The 16,405-nt window shown below is 69.6% G+C and carries 16 protein-coding genes; 12 read left to right on the forward strand and 4 right to left on the reverse strand.

From position 1 onward, the window contains the following. Positions 1-49: 49 nt before the first annotated feature. The gene (locus tag OG194_RS35395) at positions 50-874 is read right to left on the reverse strand and encodes a class I SAM-dependent methyltransferase (RefSeq protein ID WP_327407319.1); all 825 of its coding nucleotides are present in this window, start codon (positions 872-874) and stop codon (positions 50-52) included. A gap of 393 nt (positions 875-1,267) precedes the next feature. Between OG194_RS35395 and rpsA the strand changes: the two genes are divergently transcribed. The 5 genes from rpsA to OG194_RS35420 all read left to right on the forward strand — a co-directional run bounded on the left by rpsA (position 1,268) and on the right by OG194_RS35420 (position 6,862). Continuing rightward, positions 1,268-2,782 (forward strand): 30S ribosomal protein S1, encoded by a 1,515-nt coding sequence (gene rpsA / locus OG194_RS35400; protein ID WP_327404838.1) that lies wholly within the window; start codon positions 1,268-1,270, stop codon positions 2,780-2,782. A 262-nt stretch (positions 2,783-3,044) separates the two neighbouring features. After that, complete coding sequence (locus tag OG194_RS35405; RefSeq protein ID WP_442811675.1) at positions 3,045-4,637, forward strand: flavin monoamine oxidase family protein; 1,593 nt, start codon at positions 3,045-3,047, stop codon at positions 4,635-4,637. A gap of 135 nt (positions 4,638-4,772) precedes the next feature. Continuing rightward, the gene (locus tag OG194_RS35410) at positions 4,773-5,711 is read left to right on the forward strand and encodes a PAC2 family protein (RefSeq protein WP_327404839.1); all 939 of its coding nucleotides are present in this window, start codon (positions 4,773-4,775) and stop codon (positions 5,709-5,711) included. A gap of 99 nt (positions 5,712-5,810) precedes the next feature. Further along, positions 5,811-6,431 (forward strand): dephospho-CoA kinase, encoded by a 621-nt coding sequence (gene coaE, locus OG194_RS35415; protein ID WP_327404840.1) that lies wholly within the window; start codon positions 5,811-5,813, stop codon positions 6,429-6,431. A gap of 50 nt (positions 6,432-6,481) precedes the next feature. Continuing rightward, positions 6,482-6,862: a tetratricopeptide repeat protein gene (locus OG194_RS35420; RefSeq protein WP_327404841.1), complete on the forward strand. Its 381-nt coding sequence runs from the start codon at positions 6,482-6,484 to the stop codon at positions 6,860-6,862. A gap of 58 nt (positions 6,863-6,920) precedes the next feature. Here OG194_RS35420 and OG194_RS35425 read toward each other — a convergent pair whose 3' ends face one another. After that, positions 6,921-7,187, reverse strand: coding sequence for a DUF6343 family protein (locus OG194_RS35425; protein WP_327404842.1), 267 nt, complete (start codon positions 7,185-7,187; stop codon positions 6,921-6,923). Positions 7,188-7,288: 101 nt separating this feature from the next. On the opposite strand from OG194_RS35425, the gene OG194_RS35430 reads away from it, so the two are divergent. The 3 genes from OG194_RS35430 (at position 7,289) to OG194_RS35440 (ending at position 9,622) form a co-directional block, all read left to right on the forward strand. Beyond that, on the forward strand, positions 7,289-8,203 hold the full coding sequence (locus OG194_RS35430; RefSeq protein WP_327404843.1) for an acyltransferase domain-containing protein: 915 nt from the start codon (positions 7,289-7,291) through the stop codon (positions 8,201-8,203). A gap of 133 nt (positions 8,204-8,336) precedes the next feature. Then, entirely contained in the window at positions 8,337-9,044 is a 708-nt protein-coding gene (locus OG194_RS35435; RefSeq protein WP_327404844.1) for a class I SAM-dependent methyltransferase, read from the forward strand. Positions 9,045-9,157: 113 nt separating this feature from the next. After that, the gene (locus OG194_RS35440; RefSeq protein WP_327404845.1) at positions 9,158-9,622 is read left to right on the forward strand and encodes a DoxX family protein; all 465 of its coding nucleotides are present in this window, start codon (positions 9,158-9,160) and stop codon (positions 9,620-9,622) included. Between the two features lie 169 nt (positions 9,623-9,791). Here OG194_RS35440 and OG194_RS35445 read toward each other — a convergent pair whose 3' ends face one another. Continuing rightward, positions 9,792-10,400 carry an RNA-binding S4 domain-containing protein gene (locus OG194_RS35445; RefSeq protein WP_327404846.1) on the reverse strand — a complete coding sequence of 203 codons (609 nt, stop codon included), beginning with the start codon at positions 10,398-10,400 and terminating at the stop codon, positions 9,792-9,794. A 753-nt stretch (positions 10,401-11,153) separates the two neighbouring features. Then, positions 11,154-11,570, reverse strand: coding sequence for a hypothetical protein (locus tag OG194_RS35450; RefSeq protein WP_327404847.1), 417 nt, complete (start codon positions 11,568-11,570; stop codon positions 11,154-11,156). Positions 11,571-11,757: 187 nt separating this feature from the next. On the opposite strand from OG194_RS35450, the gene OG194_RS35455 reads away from it, so the two are divergent. The 4 genes from OG194_RS35455 to pip are packed head-to-tail and all read left to right on the forward strand — an operon-like array spanning position 11,758 to position 16,402. Then, positions 11,758-13,125, forward strand: coding sequence for a M20/M25/M40 family metallo-hydrolase (locus tag OG194_RS35455; RefSeq protein ID WP_327407321.1), 1,368 nt, complete (start codon positions 11,758-11,760; stop codon positions 13,123-13,125). Next, complete coding sequence (locus tag OG194_RS35460; RefSeq protein ID WP_327404848.1) at positions 13,122-14,657, forward strand: YfcC family protein; 1,536 nt, start codon at positions 13,122-13,124, stop codon at positions 14,655-14,657. The genes OG194_RS35455 and OG194_RS35460 overlap by 4 nt, the downstream gene beginning before the upstream one ends. Before the next feature lie 37 nt (positions 14,658-14,694). Further along, the gene (locus OG194_RS35465) at positions 14,695-15,387 is read left to right on the forward strand and encodes a uracil-DNA glycosylase (RefSeq protein WP_327404849.1); all 693 of its coding nucleotides are present in this window, start codon (positions 14,695-14,697) and stop codon (positions 15,385-15,387) included. A 43-nt stretch (positions 15,388-15,430) separates the two neighbouring features. Continuing rightward, positions 15,431-16,402 carry a prolyl aminopeptidase gene (gene pip, locus OG194_RS35470; protein ID WP_327404850.1) on the forward strand — a complete coding sequence of 324 codons (972 nt, stop codon included), beginning with the start codon at positions 15,431-15,433 and terminating at the stop codon, positions 16,400-16,402. Positions 16,403-16,405: the final 3 nt, after the last annotated feature.

Here is a 16,405-nt window from a genome sequence, read left to right on the forward strand (position 1 = left end):
TCGTACGCCGTGCGGAACGACCTCTACGCGCGCGTGCCCGCCGTTCCCTTCAGCTGTTCTCGCGGTCGCGTTCGCACACGAAGATCGTCGTCCCGGGGATGAGGTTGCCGCGCAGGGGCGACCAGCCGCCCCACTCGGCCGTGTTCCAGGACGGCCACTCCGGCTCGACCAGGTCCACCAGGCGAAGGTCCGCCGCCACGATGTCCCGGACGCGGTCACCGATCGTCCGGTGGTGCTCCACGTAGACCGCGCTGCCGTTGTCGGCCTGCTCGACGTACGGCGTGCGGTCGAAGTACGAGGCGGAGACCGTGAGGCCCTCGGGGCCCGGCTCGTCGGGGAAGGCCCAGCGGATCGGGTGCGTGGTCGAGAAGACGAACCGGCCGCCGGGCCGCAGCACCCGGCGCACCTCGCGCAGCACCAGCACCGGGTCGGCGACGAACGGCAGCGCCCCGTACGCCGAGCAGGCCAGGTCGAAGGAGTTGTCCGCGAAGGGCAGCGCGCCCGCGTCGGCGCACACCAGAGGGAACGATCCGCCGATCCGCAGCGCGTGCTGGAGCTGGCGGTGGGAGAGGTCCAGGGCGACCGGGCGGGCTCCCTGGGCGGTCAGCCAGCGCGAGCACTGGGCCGCGCCGGCGCCGATCTCCAGGACGTCCTTGCCCTTCAGTTCCTCGGGCGGGCCGAGCAGTTCGGCCTCCACCTCGTCGAGGCCCTCGGGGCCCCACACGAAGCGGTCGTCGCCGAGGAACGTGCCGTGTTCGACCTGGTAGTCGTCCGCGTTCCGGTCCCACCAGCCCCGGTTGGCCCGGGAACTCTCGGTGACGTCCGCGTCACGTCGGGTGGCTTCCGGCTCGAACGCATCGGGCTCTTGGATGATCGGCTCCCTCGTCGTACTCTTCCGTCACCTCTACGGTGCGGCTGTCCCCGGCGGCGTCACTGAAGGGGTGGTTCAGGCCTGCGTGGCCTCGCGGGACACGTTTTGTGCCGGGTATGCGGCGATCCGCCCCGGGTGTGCGCCTTCGCGCATTGACCCTGCCTGGCTGCCCCCGTATGCTACAAGTTGCGCTGCGGGCCTGCGCACCTCAGACGTAGCAGGTTGCGCTCGCATCTGTATGTATGACCCCTCGGTTTTCGAGGCGCCAACCGGACACCCTGGTGTTCCGGACTGGCGCTTCCTTGGCTGTCCGGCCTTCTGCAGAGCGAAGCGAAAACGGCTCTCGGCGTGAGCAGTACCTACGACTTCAATGTCCGTACCGGAGCCCTTTCCCACATGACGAGCAGCACCGAGACCACCGCCACCACCCCGCAGGTTGCGGTCAACGACATCGGTGACGAGGAAGCATTCCTCGCCGCGATCGACGAGACGATCAAGTACTTCAACGATGGTGACATCGTCGATGGCGTCATCGTCAAGGTTGACCGGGACGAGGTTCTCCTCGACATCGGTTACAAGACCGAAGGTGTCATCCCGAGCCGCGAGCTCTCGATCAAGCACGACGTCGACCCGAACGAGGTCGTCAAGGTCGGCGACGAGATCGAAGCCCTTGTTCTCCAGAAGGAGGACAAGGAAGGCCGCCTGATCCTCTCGAAGAAGCGCGCACAGTACGAGCGCGCGTGGGGCACCATCGAGAAGATCAAGGAAGAGGACGGCATCGTCACCGGTACCGTCATTGAGGTCGTCAAGGGTGGTCTCATCCTCGACATCGGCCTCCGTGGCTTCCTGCCGGCTTCTCTCGTCGAGATGCGCCGTGTCCGCGACCTCCAGCCCTACGTGGGCAAGGAGCTCGAGGCCAAGATCATCGAGCTGGACAAGAACCGCAACAACGTGGTCCTGTCCCGCCGTGCCTGGCTGGAGCAGACCCAGTCCGAGGTCCGCCAGACGTTCCTCACGACCCTCCAGAAGGGTCAGGTCCGTTCCGGTGTGGTCTCCTCGATCGTCAACTTCGGTGCCTTCGTGGACCTGGGTGGCGTCGACGGTCTGGTCCACGTCTCCGAGCTGTCCTGGAAGCACATCGACCACCCCTCCGAGGTTGTCGAGGTCGGCCAGGAAGTCACCGTCGAGGTCCTCGACGTCGACATGGACCGCGAGCGCGTCTCCCTGTCGCTGAAGGCGACCCAGGAAGACCCGTGGCAGCAGTTCGCCCGCACCCACCAGATCGGCCAGGTCGTGCCCGGAAAGGTCACGAAGCTGGTTCCGTTCGGTGCGTTCGTCCGCGTGGACGAGGGCATCGAGGGTCTGGTGCACATCTCCGAGCTGGCCGAGCGCCACGTGGAGATCCCGGAGCAGGTCGTCCAGGTCAACGACGAGATCTTCGTCAAGGTCATCGACATCGACCTTGAGCGTCGTCGCATCAGCCTCTCGCTGAAGCAGGCCAACGAGGCCTTCGGTGCCGACCCGGCCTCGGTCGACTTCGACCCGACGCTGTACGGCATGGCCGCGTCGTACGACGACCAGGGCAACTACATCTACCCCGAGGGCTTCGACCCCGAGACCAACGACTGGCTCGAAGGTTTCGAATCCCAGCGCGAGGTGTGGGAGACCCAGTACGCCGAGGCGCAGCAGCGCTTCGAGCAGCACCAGGCGCAGGTCATCAAGTCCCGCGAGGCCGACGCCCAGGCGGCGGCCGAGGGTGTCGACACGGCGGGTGCGGCTCCGGCCGCGGCCAGCGGTGGCGGCGGCGGTGGCGGTTCGTACTCCTCCGAGGGTGCGGACACCTCTGGCGCCCTGGCGTCCGACGAGGCGCTTGCCGCCCTGCGTGAGAAGCTGGCCGGCGGCCAGAGCTGATCACTGAGCAGTAGCTCTTGACTGAGGGGTCGTACCTTTCGAGGTGCGGCCCCTCAGTCGTGTGCGCGGACGGTCGTCATACGGCTGCCGGTCCGTTGTGGCTGGTCGCGCAGTTCCCCGCGCCCCTTCGGCACGCGTCCCTGAAGGGGCGCGTTTCCTCGGGCTTGCAGAAACTTGTGGGATACATCAGTAACTGCCGTGCCGTAACCGGCTGTTGGGACCCTGCCTCGGTCATTCATGATCGGAGAAGGGGAGCCGGACCATGGCAAGGAACCAGAGCCGACGTGCATTTCTGCGGAACGTGGGCCTCACCGGTGGCGCGGGCACGATGTTCGCCACCATGGGGGCCCTCGGACTCGCCCCCACCGCGCAGGCCGCCCAGCGGGAACAGCCCTTCCGTGCTCTGAGCGCCGGCGACTTCCATCTCACCGGACGCGGCGCGGCCAAGGTCGTCATCGTCGGCGGTGGCATCGCCGGACTGACCACGGCGTACGAACTGGGCAAGGCCGGCTACGACTGTACGATCCTGGAGGCCAGGGACCGTACCGGCGGCCGCAACTTCACCGTCCGCGGCGGCGACACCACGACCGACCTCTACGGCAACCGGCAGACCGCCCGCTTCGCCGACGGCCACTACATGAACTGCGGCCCCGCGCGGATCCCGCAGTGGATGGTCACCCTTGACTACTGCCGTGAACTCGGTGTCCCCATCCAGGTGTTCACCAACGTCAACGCGGACGCGTACATCTACAACGAGTCCAGCGGCATGACCAAGCCCGAGCGCTACCGCACCGCCAAGGCCGATGTCTACGGCTACGTCTCGGAGTTGCTCGCCAAGGCCACGGACAAGGGCGCCCTGGACAAGGAGTTGACCGCCACCGACCAGGAGCGGCTCGTCGAGTTCCTCAAGGGTTGGGGAGGGCTCGGGGACAAACTCACCTATGAGGGCGGTGACTTCCGCGGGTACTCGACCATTCCGGCCGCCGCGGGCACTCCTGGTGTGCTGCTCGGGGACGTGCCCACCGCCTCCGAGGTCCTCGCCAGCGGTGTCGGCCGCTACTTCTCCTTCGAATTCGGCTTCGACCAGGCCATGTTGATGTTCCAGCCGGTCGGCGGCATGGACCAGATACCGAAGGCCCTGACCCGGGCGATCGGCGCGCATCGCATCCGTACGGGAGCGGCCGTCTCGAAAATCACGGACAAGGGGAGTGGTGTTTCCGTCACTTACACCCAGGGCGGCCGTACGAAGGTGATCGAGGCCGACTACTGCGTCGGCGCCCTGCCGCCCAACATCCTCGCCCAGATCCCGCACAACCTCGGCACCGGCGTCCAGACCGCGCTGGAGGCGATCACCCCGTCGTCCGCCGCGAAGATCGGCCTGGAGTACAAGTCCCGTTGGTGGGAGCTGGATCACCGGATCTACGGCGGTATCACCGAGACCGACCAGGACGTCACCCACATCTGGCACCCTTCATACGGATTCCACGGTGAGCGGGGCGTCCTGATCGGGTACTACAACTACGACGACAACGCGGACTCCTACGCGAAGCTCAGCCCCAAGGGGCGGGAAGAGCGGGCGGTGGCCGCGGGCGTGAAGATCTACGGGGAGAAGTACCGCAGCGAACTGGCATCGTCCTTCTCCCACCACTGGCGTCAGACGCCCCACCTGGAGGCCGCGTGGCACGACACCCCGGGCGGCCCCGACGACGTCCGCTACAAGCCGCTCAACGACCCCACCGGACGCGTCTACTTCGCCGGCGACTGGCTCAGCTACACCGACGCCTGGCAGCACGGCGCGTTCTCCTCCGCCCGCAAGGCCGTGACCGCACTCCACGCGCGCGTGCTGTCCTCGTGACGTGGACACTCTCCCGGTGACACAGGGGAGCGGTGCATGAAAAGCCCGTAAGAGGTGCCTGATCAGGGGCATGGGCGGGAATGCCCATGCCCTGGAGGGCGTTGTGCAGTACGAACACGAGGAGGAGCGGTCACTGTGCTTGATCCGCAGGGTTTGTACGCATGGGAGCCGAAGGGCCTGGCAGTCGTCGACATGGCGCTCGCACAGGAGTCGGCCGGTCTTGTCATGCTCTACCACTTCGACGGATACATCGACGCGGGCGAGACAGGCGACCAGATCGTCGAACGTCTGCTCGATACGTTGCCCCACCAGCTCGTGGCCAGCTTCGACCACGACCGGCTCGTCGACTACCGGGCCCGCCGTCCGCTGCTCACCTTCAAGCGGGACCGCTGGACCGACTACGAAGAGCCCACCCTGGACGTACGACTGGTCCAGGACGCCACCGGAGCCCCCTTCCTGCTCCTCTCCGGCCCCGAGCCGGACGTGGAGTGGGAGCGCTTCGCCGCGGCCGTCCAGCAGATCGTGGAGCGGCTCGGCGTCCGGCTGTCCGTGAACTTCCACGGCATCCCCATGGGCGTCCCGCACACCCGCCCCGTGGGCGTCACCCCGCACGGCAACCGCAACGACCTCGTCCCGGGGCACCGCAGCCCCTTCGACGAGGCGCAGGTCCCCGGCAGCGCCGAGGCGCTCGTCGAGTACCGCCTCATGGAGGCCGGTCACGACGTCCTGGGCGTCGCCGCGCACGTCCCGCACTACATCGCCCGCTCCCCGTACCCGGACGCGGCCCTGACCGTCCTGGAGGCCATCACGGCGGGCACCGGACTGGTCCTCCCGGGCATCGCGCACGCCCTGCGCACCGAGGCCCACCGCACCCAGACCGAGATCGACCGCCAGATCCAGGAGGGCGACGAGGAACTCGTGGCGCTCGTCCAGGGCCTGGAGCACCAGTACGACGCCGCCGCGGGCGCCGAGAGCCGCGGAAACATGCTCGCCGAGCCGGTCGAGATCCCGTCGGCGGACGAGATCGGGCAGGAGTTCGAGCGCTTCCTGGCGGAGCGCGAGGGCGACAGCTAGGGCCTGTCCCCGGGCCCGGTCCCGGGTGGTGGCCGACGATCACCGGGTCACCGCCGGTCACCGCGTGCCCTGTCAGTAACAGGCCGTAGGCTTCGGTCCATGCTGAAGGTCGGCCTCACCGGGGGCATCGGTGCCGGTAAGAGTGAAGTGTCGCGGCTGCTCGTGGGGTACGGCGCCGTGCTGATCGACGCCGACCGCATCGCGCGCGAGGTCGTCGCGCCCGGAACTCCCGGGCTCGCGGCGGTCGTCGAGGCCTTCGGGGAGGACGTGCTCGGCGAGGACGGCGGCCTGGACCGGCCGAAACTGGGCTCCATCGTCTTCGCCGACCCCGAGAAGCTGGCCGTGCTCAACGAGATCGTCCACCCCCTGGTCGGCAGGCGCTCCCGCGAACTGGAAACCGCCGCGGCCGACGACTCCGTAGTGATCCACGACGTCCCCCTCCTCGCCGAGAACGCCCTCGCCGCGCTGTACGACCTGGTGATCGTTGTTGACGCGAGCCCCGAGACACAGCTCGACCGGCTGGTCCGGCTGCGGGGGATGACCGAGGACGACGCACGCGCGCGTATGGCCGCCCAGGCGACGCGCGAGAAGCGGCTCGCCATCGCGGACATGGTCATCGACAACGACGTACCCCTGGAGGCGCTGGAGCGGCGCGTACAGGACGTATGGGCCGAACTCGTGCGCAGGGCGCACGCGCCCCAACAGCCACCCCAGGAATAGCGGCCCTTTCTCCGGGCGTTGAAACGTCCTAGTGAGGGAAGGACTTTGCCGTGCCCGAGAACAGCGGAACGACCGGACGTACTCCGGAGACGCATGTCATCGACTTCCGCGCCGCCGAGCAACTGCTCGACGCGCGGGACCCACGGGGCGCGGTGAAGCTGCTCGACCGCGTCATCGGCGCGCACCCGGAGAACACGGCCGCGCGTCTGCTGCGCGCGCGTGCCTTCTTCGCGGCCGCGCAACTGCGCCCAGCCGAGCTGGAGTTCACCATCGTCCTGGAGCGCGAGCCGGACAACGCCTTCGCGCACTTCGCGCTCGCCCGCACCTACGAGCGACAGGGCCGCGCCGACCAGGCCAAGCGCCACTTCCGGCTGGCCGCCGCGCTCGACCCGAAGCCGCAGTACCTGAAGGCGGCCCGCTTCGACGGGTAGGCACACACCCGTAGGCGTGCACCTGTGAGGGCACGCCTACGGGGCACGCTTCTGCCGGTCAGGGGTGGCGGTGCTCCGGGGGCCGGTACGGCGGGACGTCCGGGCCCGGCTGGTAGTGCGGACCCTGGCGCATGTGCCTGAGGATCATGGCCATGTCGATCGTGACGATCAGCCACAGCACCGCGCACGCCGCCGCCCACCCCGGCCGCCCGGCGAGCGCGAACGCGATCGTGCCGAAGACCGTCCAGACCAGCCCCCACACGCTCAGCCAGAACCGCGTCCGCAGCGGACTGCGCGCCGTCGTCGGCTCACTGCCTGTACGCATCGGGATCACCTGCTCCTCGTTCCAACGTACTCTTCGGCTCGGACGTTCTCCACAGGGCTCCACAGGGCTCCACAGGGCTCCACAGGGAGGGGAAGCGCACCGTGCTGCCGGACGCCGACGAACTGCCCGAGGTCCTGCTCGACCTCGCCGTACCCCATGAGGACATCAACGAACTGGTGCGACTGCGCCGGGTGTTGACGCGGGACACCGACGCGACGCGGCTCCTGGAGGAGTGCGTCGGCGAGCTGGTGAAGGACATCGGGGAGCACGGCCACTGGACCCGCCTCACCGAACTGCTCCTGGCCCGGCTGCCCGAGGCCCCGCCCGAGATCGGCGCCTGCTTCCCCGTGTACGTGTTCGTCGCCGCGCTGCCCTACACGCGCGCGTACCACCGCGAACGCGGCATCCCCGCCGGCGTCTCCCGGCACACCCTCGCCGACCTGGGGCGCAACATCGCGGTGCACCACAGACGGTTCGGCGAGGCAGGGCTGCCGTTCCCGCAGTGGCTCGTCCCGCACTTCCGCGGCGAGTTGTACCAGCTGGGGCGGCTCCAGTTCGAGCGGGCGCGGCTCGGTGAACGCAGTGCGCAGGCGCTCACGGAGGCGGGGCTCGATGCGGAGCCGGGGACGCCCTGCCTGAACCTGCACATCCCCGACTACTCCGGGCCGCTCACCCCGGCCGCCTGCGACCGCTCGCTGGAGTCGGCCCGCGCGTTCTTCGCCCGGTACTTCCCCGAGGAGCGTCACGAGGTCGCGACCTGCCATTCCTGGCTGCTCGACCCGCAGTTGAAGCGGTACCTCTCCGCCGACTCCAACATCGTCCGCTTCCAGGAACGGTTCCGAGTGATCCGCGAGGACACGGAGCCCGCCGACACCGAGCCCGTCCAGTTCGTCTTCGGCCATCCCGATCAGGCGGCGGAGAGTCTGCCGCGGCGGACGTCCGTGGAGCGCGCTGTCGGGGATCATCTGCGGGCGGGCGGGCACTGGTACCTCGGGCACGGGTGGTTCCCGCTCTGATCCCGGCGCGGCTCCGACCTCTCACAGGCGCCAACAGTTGCCTGCCCGAAGGGAATTGACTCGTACGGGTGAACCAGTGCGAGTCGGGAACGGGCGTGCGGACGCGATCCGTTGGACGGGCATGCGAATCGAAATGCGTGAAGGGTACGAGGGGACAGGACCCGGGGCGATCACCCCGGACGGCTGCGCGGTCGAGCTGTACTCGCGGCTGTCGATCGACCAGGAGCCGGACATCATCGCCGCGGCCGTGCCGGCGGGTGCGCGCATCCTGGAGCTGGGCAGCGGGGTGGGGCGGATGACCCACCCCCTCCTGGAGCGCGGGTTCACGGTCACGGCGGTCGACGAATCCGCCGAGATGCTGGAACGCGTCCATGGGGCGCGCACGATATGCAGCCCGGTCGAACACCTCGATCTGGGCGAGACGTTCGACGTGGTGATGCTCGCTTCGTTCCTGGTGCACGCCGGGGACGTCGAGGTGCGGCGCGGACTGCTGCGGACCTGCGTACGGCATGTCGCGCCGGGCGGCTGCGTGCTGATCCAACGGGAGGGCGAGGACTACCACACGAACCTGCCGCGCGAGCGGGTTGACCCCGGTGGCTTCACCGTGCGGATGGTGTCGGCGGAGCCGGTCGGGGACGGGGTCGACTCGGTGCACGCGGAGTATGTGTTCCCGGACGCGGTCTGGACCCAGACGTTCCTGTCCCGGCCGTTGACGAAGGACCAGTTCGAGGAGGCGCTGGCGGAGGCGGGACTGAAGGTGGACAGCTATCTGACACCGGACCGGATATGGGTGAGGGCGGTGGCGGCGACAGCCGAAGAAGAGGGAGCGGCAGCGGACTAGCGGAGGAAATCCCGTGCGGCGGCGATGAGTTCGAGGGCGAGGGCCGGTCTACCCCTGTGACAGCAACACGGACCGCTTACCGGCGCTCCCACCGCTTCCCACAGGAGAACCTCATGTCCGAGACCACCGCTTCCGTAGCCTCCGCCGCGTCCGCCACCTCCCGCACCGTCGTCGCCGAGTCCGCGACCACCCGCGGTCGCCGTGCCCGGATCGCGCTGCGCGCCCTCCAGGTGCTGCTCGCTCTGTTCTACGGCGTCGCGAGTGCGCTGCCCAAGCTGATCGCGAACTCGTCGGCCGTGGAGTCCTTCGACAAGATCGGCTGGGGGAGCGGGGCCATGTACACCATCGGCGCGCTCGAACTGGCCGGTGCGGTCGGGCTGTTGGTCCCGATGTTGCAGTCGGTGGCGGCGACGGCGCTCAGTGCGCTGATGGTGGGTGCGTTCGTCGTGCAGATGACCGTGTTCCACGGAGAGAACGCGGCGACACCGCTGATCCTGATCATCCCGCTCGCCCTGATCGCCTGGGCACGGCGGGGGCAGAACACGGAGTTGCTGCGAGTGGTACGACGACGGGCGTGATCAGTGCGGTACGGCTGACAGCGACGGCCTGGGCTGCCGCTGAGCACGGGGTGACGGTGGCGTCCGGTGGGCCGAGGGGCCCGGGCCGGATGTCACCGTTGCGGGTCGCGGTGTGTATCGCGGTGGCGGGGGATGTCGGGAACGGTGGTAGCGGGCCTGGGGCCGGTTGTCACCGTTGTGGGTCGCGGCGGGTACCGCGGCGTGCGTCGCGGCGGGTGTCCCGGTCCCGGTGGGTGTCGGGAGCGGCGGCGGGGTCGAGGCCGGCGCCGGGGGTGCCGCGCAGGCGTTCCATGTCGCGGCGGTCGCGTTTGGTGGGACGGCCGGTGCCGCGGTCGCGGATGCCGGCCGGGGCGACGGCCTCGCGGGGCGGGGGCGGCGGGGAGTTGTCCATGTAGCACTGGGCGGCGACCGGAGGGCCGACGCGTTTGCGGATGACCTGCTTCACGATGACGACGCGCTCGCGGCCCTCGTGCCGGAGGCGCACCTCGTCGCCGACGTGGACGGAGTGGGCGGGCTTCACCCGCTCACCGTTGACACGGACGTGGCCGCCCTTGCAGGCGGCGGCACCCATGGAACGGGTCTTGACCAGGCGGACGGACCAGATCCAACTGTCGACGCGGACGCCCGCACCGTTGGCGGGACCGGCCGCCCTAGCGGCGGCCACGGCGTCGCTCTGTGGCTCAGTCGCGGGGCTCTGGGGCGCGTCGGTGTTCCGGCTCGTCGTGGTCGCGCCGGTTCCGTTGTCGCCGTCGGTCTCGTCCGCACCCTCGGAAGCCATGCCTCGACTTTAGTACCCCGGGGTGGGCGGCTCCGGCGGGTTTCGGCCGCGGACCTGAACACGGAGGCTCCTTGCTACGCCGGGCTTGCGGGCTCTGGCCCTGACTCCGGCGTGGGGGCACGGCTGCGGCTGCGACTCCGGTTCCGGCGTGTGGCCACGGTTCCGGTTCCGGCTCGGGTTCCAGTCTCATCTCCGGCCCGGGTTCCAGCTCCGGTTTCAGCCTTGGCTCGGGCCCGGGTTTCGGCCCGGGTTCCAGGTTCGGTTCGGGCCCGGGTTCCAGGTTCGGTTCGGGCCCGGGTTCCAGGCTCGGGTTCTGGCCCGGGTTCCAGGCTCGGGTTCTGGCCCTGGCTCCAGGTTCGGTTCCGGCCCGGGTTCCAGCCTCGGCTCCGGCCCGGTTCAAGCCCTGGCCTGCGGCCCGGCGCGTGGCCTCGTCCCCGACACTGGGCTCCCGCTCCGGTTCCGGCCTCGCTCCGGACCCGGACCCGGACCCGGACCCGGACCCGGACCCGGACCCGGACCCGGACCCGGACCCGGACCCGGACCCGGACCTGTGCCCCCCGCCCCCAGCCTGCGGCTTCCCGCCCTTGACCTGCGTCTTCATCCCTCGACTCGCGGACTCTCCCGCCCGGCGCTCATCTCCCCGGCGCTGCTCCTCAGACGAGGCCCGCGGCCTGCGGCACCGGACCCGCAGCCCTGGCCCCGCGGCCTTGAACCCGCAGTCCCACCCCCGGTCCGCCCGGTGATCCGACGGGGCTATGGCCTGGCGATCTCCTGCCGGAGCTGATGGGTGAAGCGGCGCAGGAGGTCCAGCGTCTCGCGGAACTCGGCCCGGCGGTCGTCCCTGTCGTCGGTGGGCCGGGTGCTCCAGACCCGGCGCGCGAGAGCGTCGGCGAGATCGACGGTGTCGTCGGCACAGAGCAGGTAGAGGGCCGAGCGTGCTTCCTGCATCTGGTTCGCCAACTCGTTGGCTCCGGGACCGTCGTCACTCAGCCGGGTGTCCTTCAGGTGGTCCAGCAGCTGAACTACCGCCGTGTTGAAGCCGATCCCGGCTTTGAGCTTCTGCTCGCGGAGCCACATGCGGTCCTGTCGGCGCGCGGTGAACCACGAACCGAACACCGCCCCCATGAGCCCGATGACGGCCCCGATGGCCACGGCCAGGATGTTCTCCACGGTCAGCTCCCCCCGACATACAGCGCCGCCAGGCTACAGAGCCCCCCTGATCCCCACCTCCCGTCCAGCACCCCCCTGGCCCACCCCGGATGCACCCCTACCCCGTACCGCAGAGGCTGTTTCCCGAGGTCGTAGAGGTCGTAGCGGCCGCAGTCGGCGTAGAGACGAGGGGTCGGTCGTGCACGACATGGCAGCGAAGGTCGACGCGTTGATGGACGGGCTCCAGGCCGACCTCGTGCGGCTCGCCGCGATTCCCTCCGTGGCATTTCCCGGGTTTCCGCCCGAGCCGGTGCAGGAAGCGCACGATCTGCTCGTCGGCTTGTTGCGCGGGGCCGGTGTCGAGCGCGTCGAGCGGATCGATCTGCCCGACACCGCGCCGGTGATCTTCGCGGAGATTCCGCCGCCGGACCCCGACGCCCCGACCGTTCTCCTCTACTCGCACTACGACGTCCAGCCGCCCGGCGACGAGGAGTTGTGGCACTCGCCGCCCTTTGAACCGACGCCCGTGGAAGGCGGGTTGAGGGCGCGCGGGATCGCGGACGACAAGTCGAACGTGATCGCGCACCTCGGGATGCTGCGGACGTACGAGGGGCGGCCGCCGGTCGGGGTGAAGATCGTGTTCGAGGGGCAGGAGGAGTACGGCAGCCCCTTCGACACCTACCCGCCGACCGACGCCGAGCGCTTCGCCTGCGATGCCATGGTCATCGCCGACCTCGGCAATCTGCGCCCCGGCACCCCGACCCTGACCACCGGACTGCGCGGGGCGGCCGAGGTGGTCGTAGAGGTTCGGACTCTTCAAGAGCCGCGGCACAGTGGGGAGTTCGGCGGTGCTGCCCCCGACGCGCTGCTTGTGCTGCTCAAGGCTCTTGCCACTCTGCATGACGTGCGTGGTGATGTCGCCGTGGAGGGGTTGCGGCGGGAGGAGTGGGGCGGGGCGTCGTACACGGAGGAGGAGTTCCGCGAGTTGGCGGGCGTGTGCGACGGGGTTCCGCTCATCGGTGGCGGGAGTCTCGGTGAGCGGCTCTGGAGCGGGCCGGCGATCACCGTCGTCGGGCTGGACGCGCCCGGTGTCGATCACGCGGCCTCGGCGGTCGTGCCGTATGCGCGTGCCAAGCTGAACCTCCGTTTTCACCCGCTCCAGGATCCCCACGAGGCACAGGCGCGGCTTGTCGATCACCTCAACTCGCTTACGCCCTTTGGTGTTTCGCTCACTGTCACCCCGGGCGACACCGGCCCCGGTTACGAGGCCTCGACCGGCGGGCCCGCCTACCGTGCCGCGCGCGCCGCGCTCAAGGAGGCGTGGGGTGCCGAGCCGTCGTATGTCGCGACGGGAGGTTCGATCCCGCTGGTCAACGGGCTCGCGCGGGCCGCGCCCGACGCCGAGGTGCTGCTGTTCGGCGCGCAGGACAGCATGTGCAATCTGCATGCGCCCGACGAGCGGGTGTTGTTCTCGGAGTTGCGGAACACGGTCGTCGCGATGTGCGCGTTCGTCGAGCGATACGCGGCCGACTTCCGGAGCCGGAGCCGGAGTCAGGGTGGGGCGGCGGGCGTATGAGTACCACCGACAGTCGGCAGACCACCGAACAGCCGCCGCACAAGCCGAAGTTCACCTTCCCCAGCGCGCTGACCGTCCTCGCGGTCGTCACGATCGCCGTGTGGCTGCTCGCGTTCCTCGTCCCGTCCGGGCAGTACGACCGCAACGCCTCCGGCGCCCCGATCCAAGGCACTTACCACCGCGTCGACTCCGGCCAGAGCTTCGTCGACCGGCTCAACGACCTGTTCCTCGCGCCCGTCAACGGCCTCTACGGCGTCCAGGACGAGAAGACCGGCCAGGTCGGACCCGATCTGGCCGGTGAACTGTACGGCAGCGCGGGCGTGTTCCTGTTCGTGCTCGCCATCGGGGCGTTCATCACCGTGGTGTTCGCGACCGGCGCCCTCGACCGGGGCATCGGCCGGCTCGCCCACCGGCTGCGCGAGCGCGGCGCGTTGCTCATCGCCGGGATCATGGTCGTCTTCTCGATCCTCGGCACCGTCGAGGGCTTCGCCGAGGAGACCCTCGGTTTCTACGGCCTGATCGTGCCGCTGATGCTGGCCCTCGGCTACGACCGGATGGTCGCCGTCGGCACGATCATCCTCGGCGCCGGGATCGGCGTGCTCTGCTCGACGGTGAACCCCTTCGCGACCGGCGTCGCCTCCTCCGCCGCGGACATCTCGCTCGGCGACGGCATCGTGCTGCGGTTCGTGATGTGGGTGGTGCTGACGGCGGTGACGGTGGCGTACGTCACCCGGTACGCGCGCCGTGTGCGGCGGAACCCCGAGCGGTCGATCACCGGGTTCCTGCCCGGCGACCGGGACAACAACCAGGAGGACGTCCCGGAATCCGCCGAGGAACCCCAACTCACCGGGCTCCACAAGGCGGTTCTGGTCACCATGGGCCTGGTCTTCGCCTTCATGATCTTCTCGGTGGTGCCCTGGGCGAGCGCGCTCACCGGCGACGCGGACGCGAAACCGTACGGCTTCGAACTCGGCTGGTCCTTCCCGCAGTTGGCGGCGCTGTTCCTGTGCGCGGCCGTGCTGATCGGGCTGGTGGCGCGGATGGGCGAGCAGAAGCTCAGCTCGATGATCATCCAGGGTGCCGCCGACTTCATCTCGCCGGCCCTGGTGATCGTGCTGGCCCGCGGGGTCACCGTCATCATGAACAACTCGAAGATCACGGACACGGTGCTGCACTCCATCGAGGGCATCGTGAAGGGCACCTCGTCCGGCGTCTTCGCGATCATCGTCTTCGTCGTGAACCTGCCGCTCGCCTTCCTGATCCCGTCCACCTCCGGCCACGCGACCCTCGCCATGCCGATCCTCGCCCCGCTCGCCGACTTCGCCGGCGTCTCCCGCGCGGTCGTCGTCACCGCCTGGCAGGCAGCCAGCGGCTGGATGAACCTGTGGGTACCGACGACCGCCGTCACCATCGGCGGGGTGGCGCTGGCGAAGGTCGGCTACGACAAGTACCTGCGGTTCGTATGGCCGTTGCTGGCGCTGCTGTTCCTGATGATCTGCGGGTTCGTGGCGTTCGGCGCGGTCTTCACGTGAGCCGTCGTGATCCTCACCTGGACCGTACGGTGAGGGGATGAACCTGTCCGACCTCGACCACCGGATCACCGGTTGCCGGGCCTGCCCCCGCCTGGTCGCCTGGCGCGAGGAGGTCGCTCGCACCAAACGCGCCGCCTTCGCCGACTGGACGTACTGGGGTCGCCCGGTACCCGGCTTCGGCCCCGCCGACGCGTCGCTTCTGATCATCGGCCTCGCCCCGGCCGCGCACGGCGCCAACCGCACCGGCCGCATGTTCACCGGCGACCGCTCCGGGGACGTCCTGTACGAGGCCCTGTACGACATCGGCCTCGCCTCGCAGCCGACCGCCGTGAGCGCCGACGACGGCCTGGAACTGTACGGCGTGCGCATCACCTCGCCGGTGCGCTGCGCCCCGCCCGCCAACAAGCCCACTCCCGAGGAACGCGACACCTGCCGTTCCTGGCTGGTCGAGGAACTCACCCTGCTGCGACCGACGTTGAGGACCGTCGTCGTCCTCGGCGCCTTCGGCTGGCAGGCGGCGCTGCCCGCGTTCGCGGCGGCGGGCTGGCAAGTCCCGCGCCCACGGCCCGCGTTCGGGCACGGCGCCCGGGTCTCCCTCGACGGCCTCGACCTCTTCGGCTGCTTCCACGTCAGCCAGCGCAACACCTTCACCGGCAAACTCACCCCCGCGATGCTGCGGGACGTCCTGCGCACGGCGGCCGGGGCGGCGGGGCTGCCGACCACGCCGTAGCGAGTCGGAGTCGCCGCAACCGTAGCGAGGTTAGGGTCGCGGGATGGGCCTGTATCCGGAGATCGAACCGTACGACCACGGCATGCTGGATGTCGGCGACGGCAACCACGTCTATTGGGAGACCTGCGGAAACCCGCGCGGCAAGCCCGCGGTCGTGCTGCACGGCGGCCCGGGGTCGGGCTGTTCCCCTTACCCCCGGCGGTACTTCGACCCCGCCGCCTACCGGATCGTGCTGCTCGACCAGCGCGGGTGCGGACGCTCCACACCGCACGCGAGCGCGTACGACACCGACATGAGCGTGAACACGACGGCCCACCTCATCGCCGATCTGGAGCTGCTGCGGCGGGAGTTGGGGATCGAACGGTGGCTGGTGTGGGGTGCGTCGTGGGGGTCGGTGCTCGGGCTGCGGTACGCGCAGACGCATCCAAGTGCGGTGTCGGAGCTGGTGCTTACCTGTGTCGCCACCGGGTCGAATCCTGAAGTGGCCTTGCTGACCAGGGGACTTGGCAAGCTCTTCCCGGAGGCGTTCGAGGCGTTCGTCGGTGAACTCCCCGTCGCGGAACGGGAAGGGAACCTCGCCGCGGCCTACCACCGGCTCATCGAATCGCCTGACCGGGCGGTGCGGGAGCGGGCCGCACGTGCCTGGACGGACTGGGAGACGGCGATCGTCCCGGCTCCTCCGCGCTCCGAAAAGCGGTACGAGCACCCGGAGTTCAGGATGTGCTTCGCCCGGACCGTCACGCACTACTTCGGCAAGGACCACTTCCTGGGAGAGGGAAACGAGGAGGGCGTCGTGCTGCGGGACGCGCCCCTCCTCAAGGACATCCCCGGCACCCTCGTCCAGGGCAGCCTCGACCTCGGCAATCTCCTCGGTGTCGTCTGGCGACTCCATCACGCCTGGCCCGGCAGCGAGTTGGTGGTCGTGGACGAGGCCGGGCACAACGCGAGCGCGCCGGGCGTCGCGGAGGCGCTGGTGGCGGCGACGGACAAGTACGCCCGCCGCCAGCGCCATTGACCC

The sequence above is a fragment of the Streptomyces sp. NBC_01288 genome (assembly GCF_035982055.1).
In the GTDB taxonomy this organism is placed as follows: Bacteria; Actinomycetota; Actinomycetes; order Streptomycetales; family Streptomycetaceae; genus Streptomyces.

Coding starts and splice junctions, on each gene's coding strand:
- rpsA (WP_327404838.1), top strand. CDS start 1,268: ATGACGAGCAGCACCGAGACCACCGCCACCACCCCGCAGGTTGCGGTC.
- OG194_RS35405 (WP_442811675.1), top strand. CDS start 3,045: ATGGCAAGGAACCAGAGCCGACGTGCATTTCTGCGGAACGTGGGCCTC.
- coaE (WP_327404840.1), top strand. CDS start 5,811: ATGCTGAAGGTCGGCCTCACCGGGGGCATCGGTGCCGGTAAGAGTGAA.
- OG194_RS35425 (WP_327404842.1), bottom strand. CDS start 7,187: ATGCGTACAGGCAGTGAGCCGACGACGGCGCGCAGTCCGCTGCGGACG.
- OG194_RS35435 (WP_327404844.1), top strand. CDS start 8,337: ATGCGTGAAGGGTACGAGGGGACAGGACCCGGGGCGATCACCCCGGAC.
- OG194_RS35440 (WP_327404845.1), top strand. CDS start 9,158: ATGTCCGAGACCACCGCTTCCGTAGCCTCCGCCGCGTCCGCCACCTCC.
- OG194_RS35445 (WP_327404846.1), bottom strand. CDS start 10,400: ATGGCTTCCGAGGGTGCGGACGAGACCGACGGCGACAACGGAACCGGC.
- OG194_RS35455 (WP_327407321.1), top strand. CDS start 11,758: ATGGCAGCGAAGGTCGACGCGTTGATGGACGGGCTCCAGGCCGACCTC.
- OG194_RS35460 (WP_327404848.1), top strand. CDS start 13,122: ATGAGTACCACCGACAGTCGGCAGACCACCGAACAGCCGCCGCACAAG.
- OG194_RS35465 (WP_327404849.1), top strand. CDS start 14,695: ATGAACCTGTCCGACCTCGACCACCGGATCACCGGTTGCCGGGCCTGC.
- pip (WP_327404850.1), top strand. CDS start 15,431: ATGGGCCTGTATCCGGAGATCGAACCGTACGACCACGGCATGCTGGAT.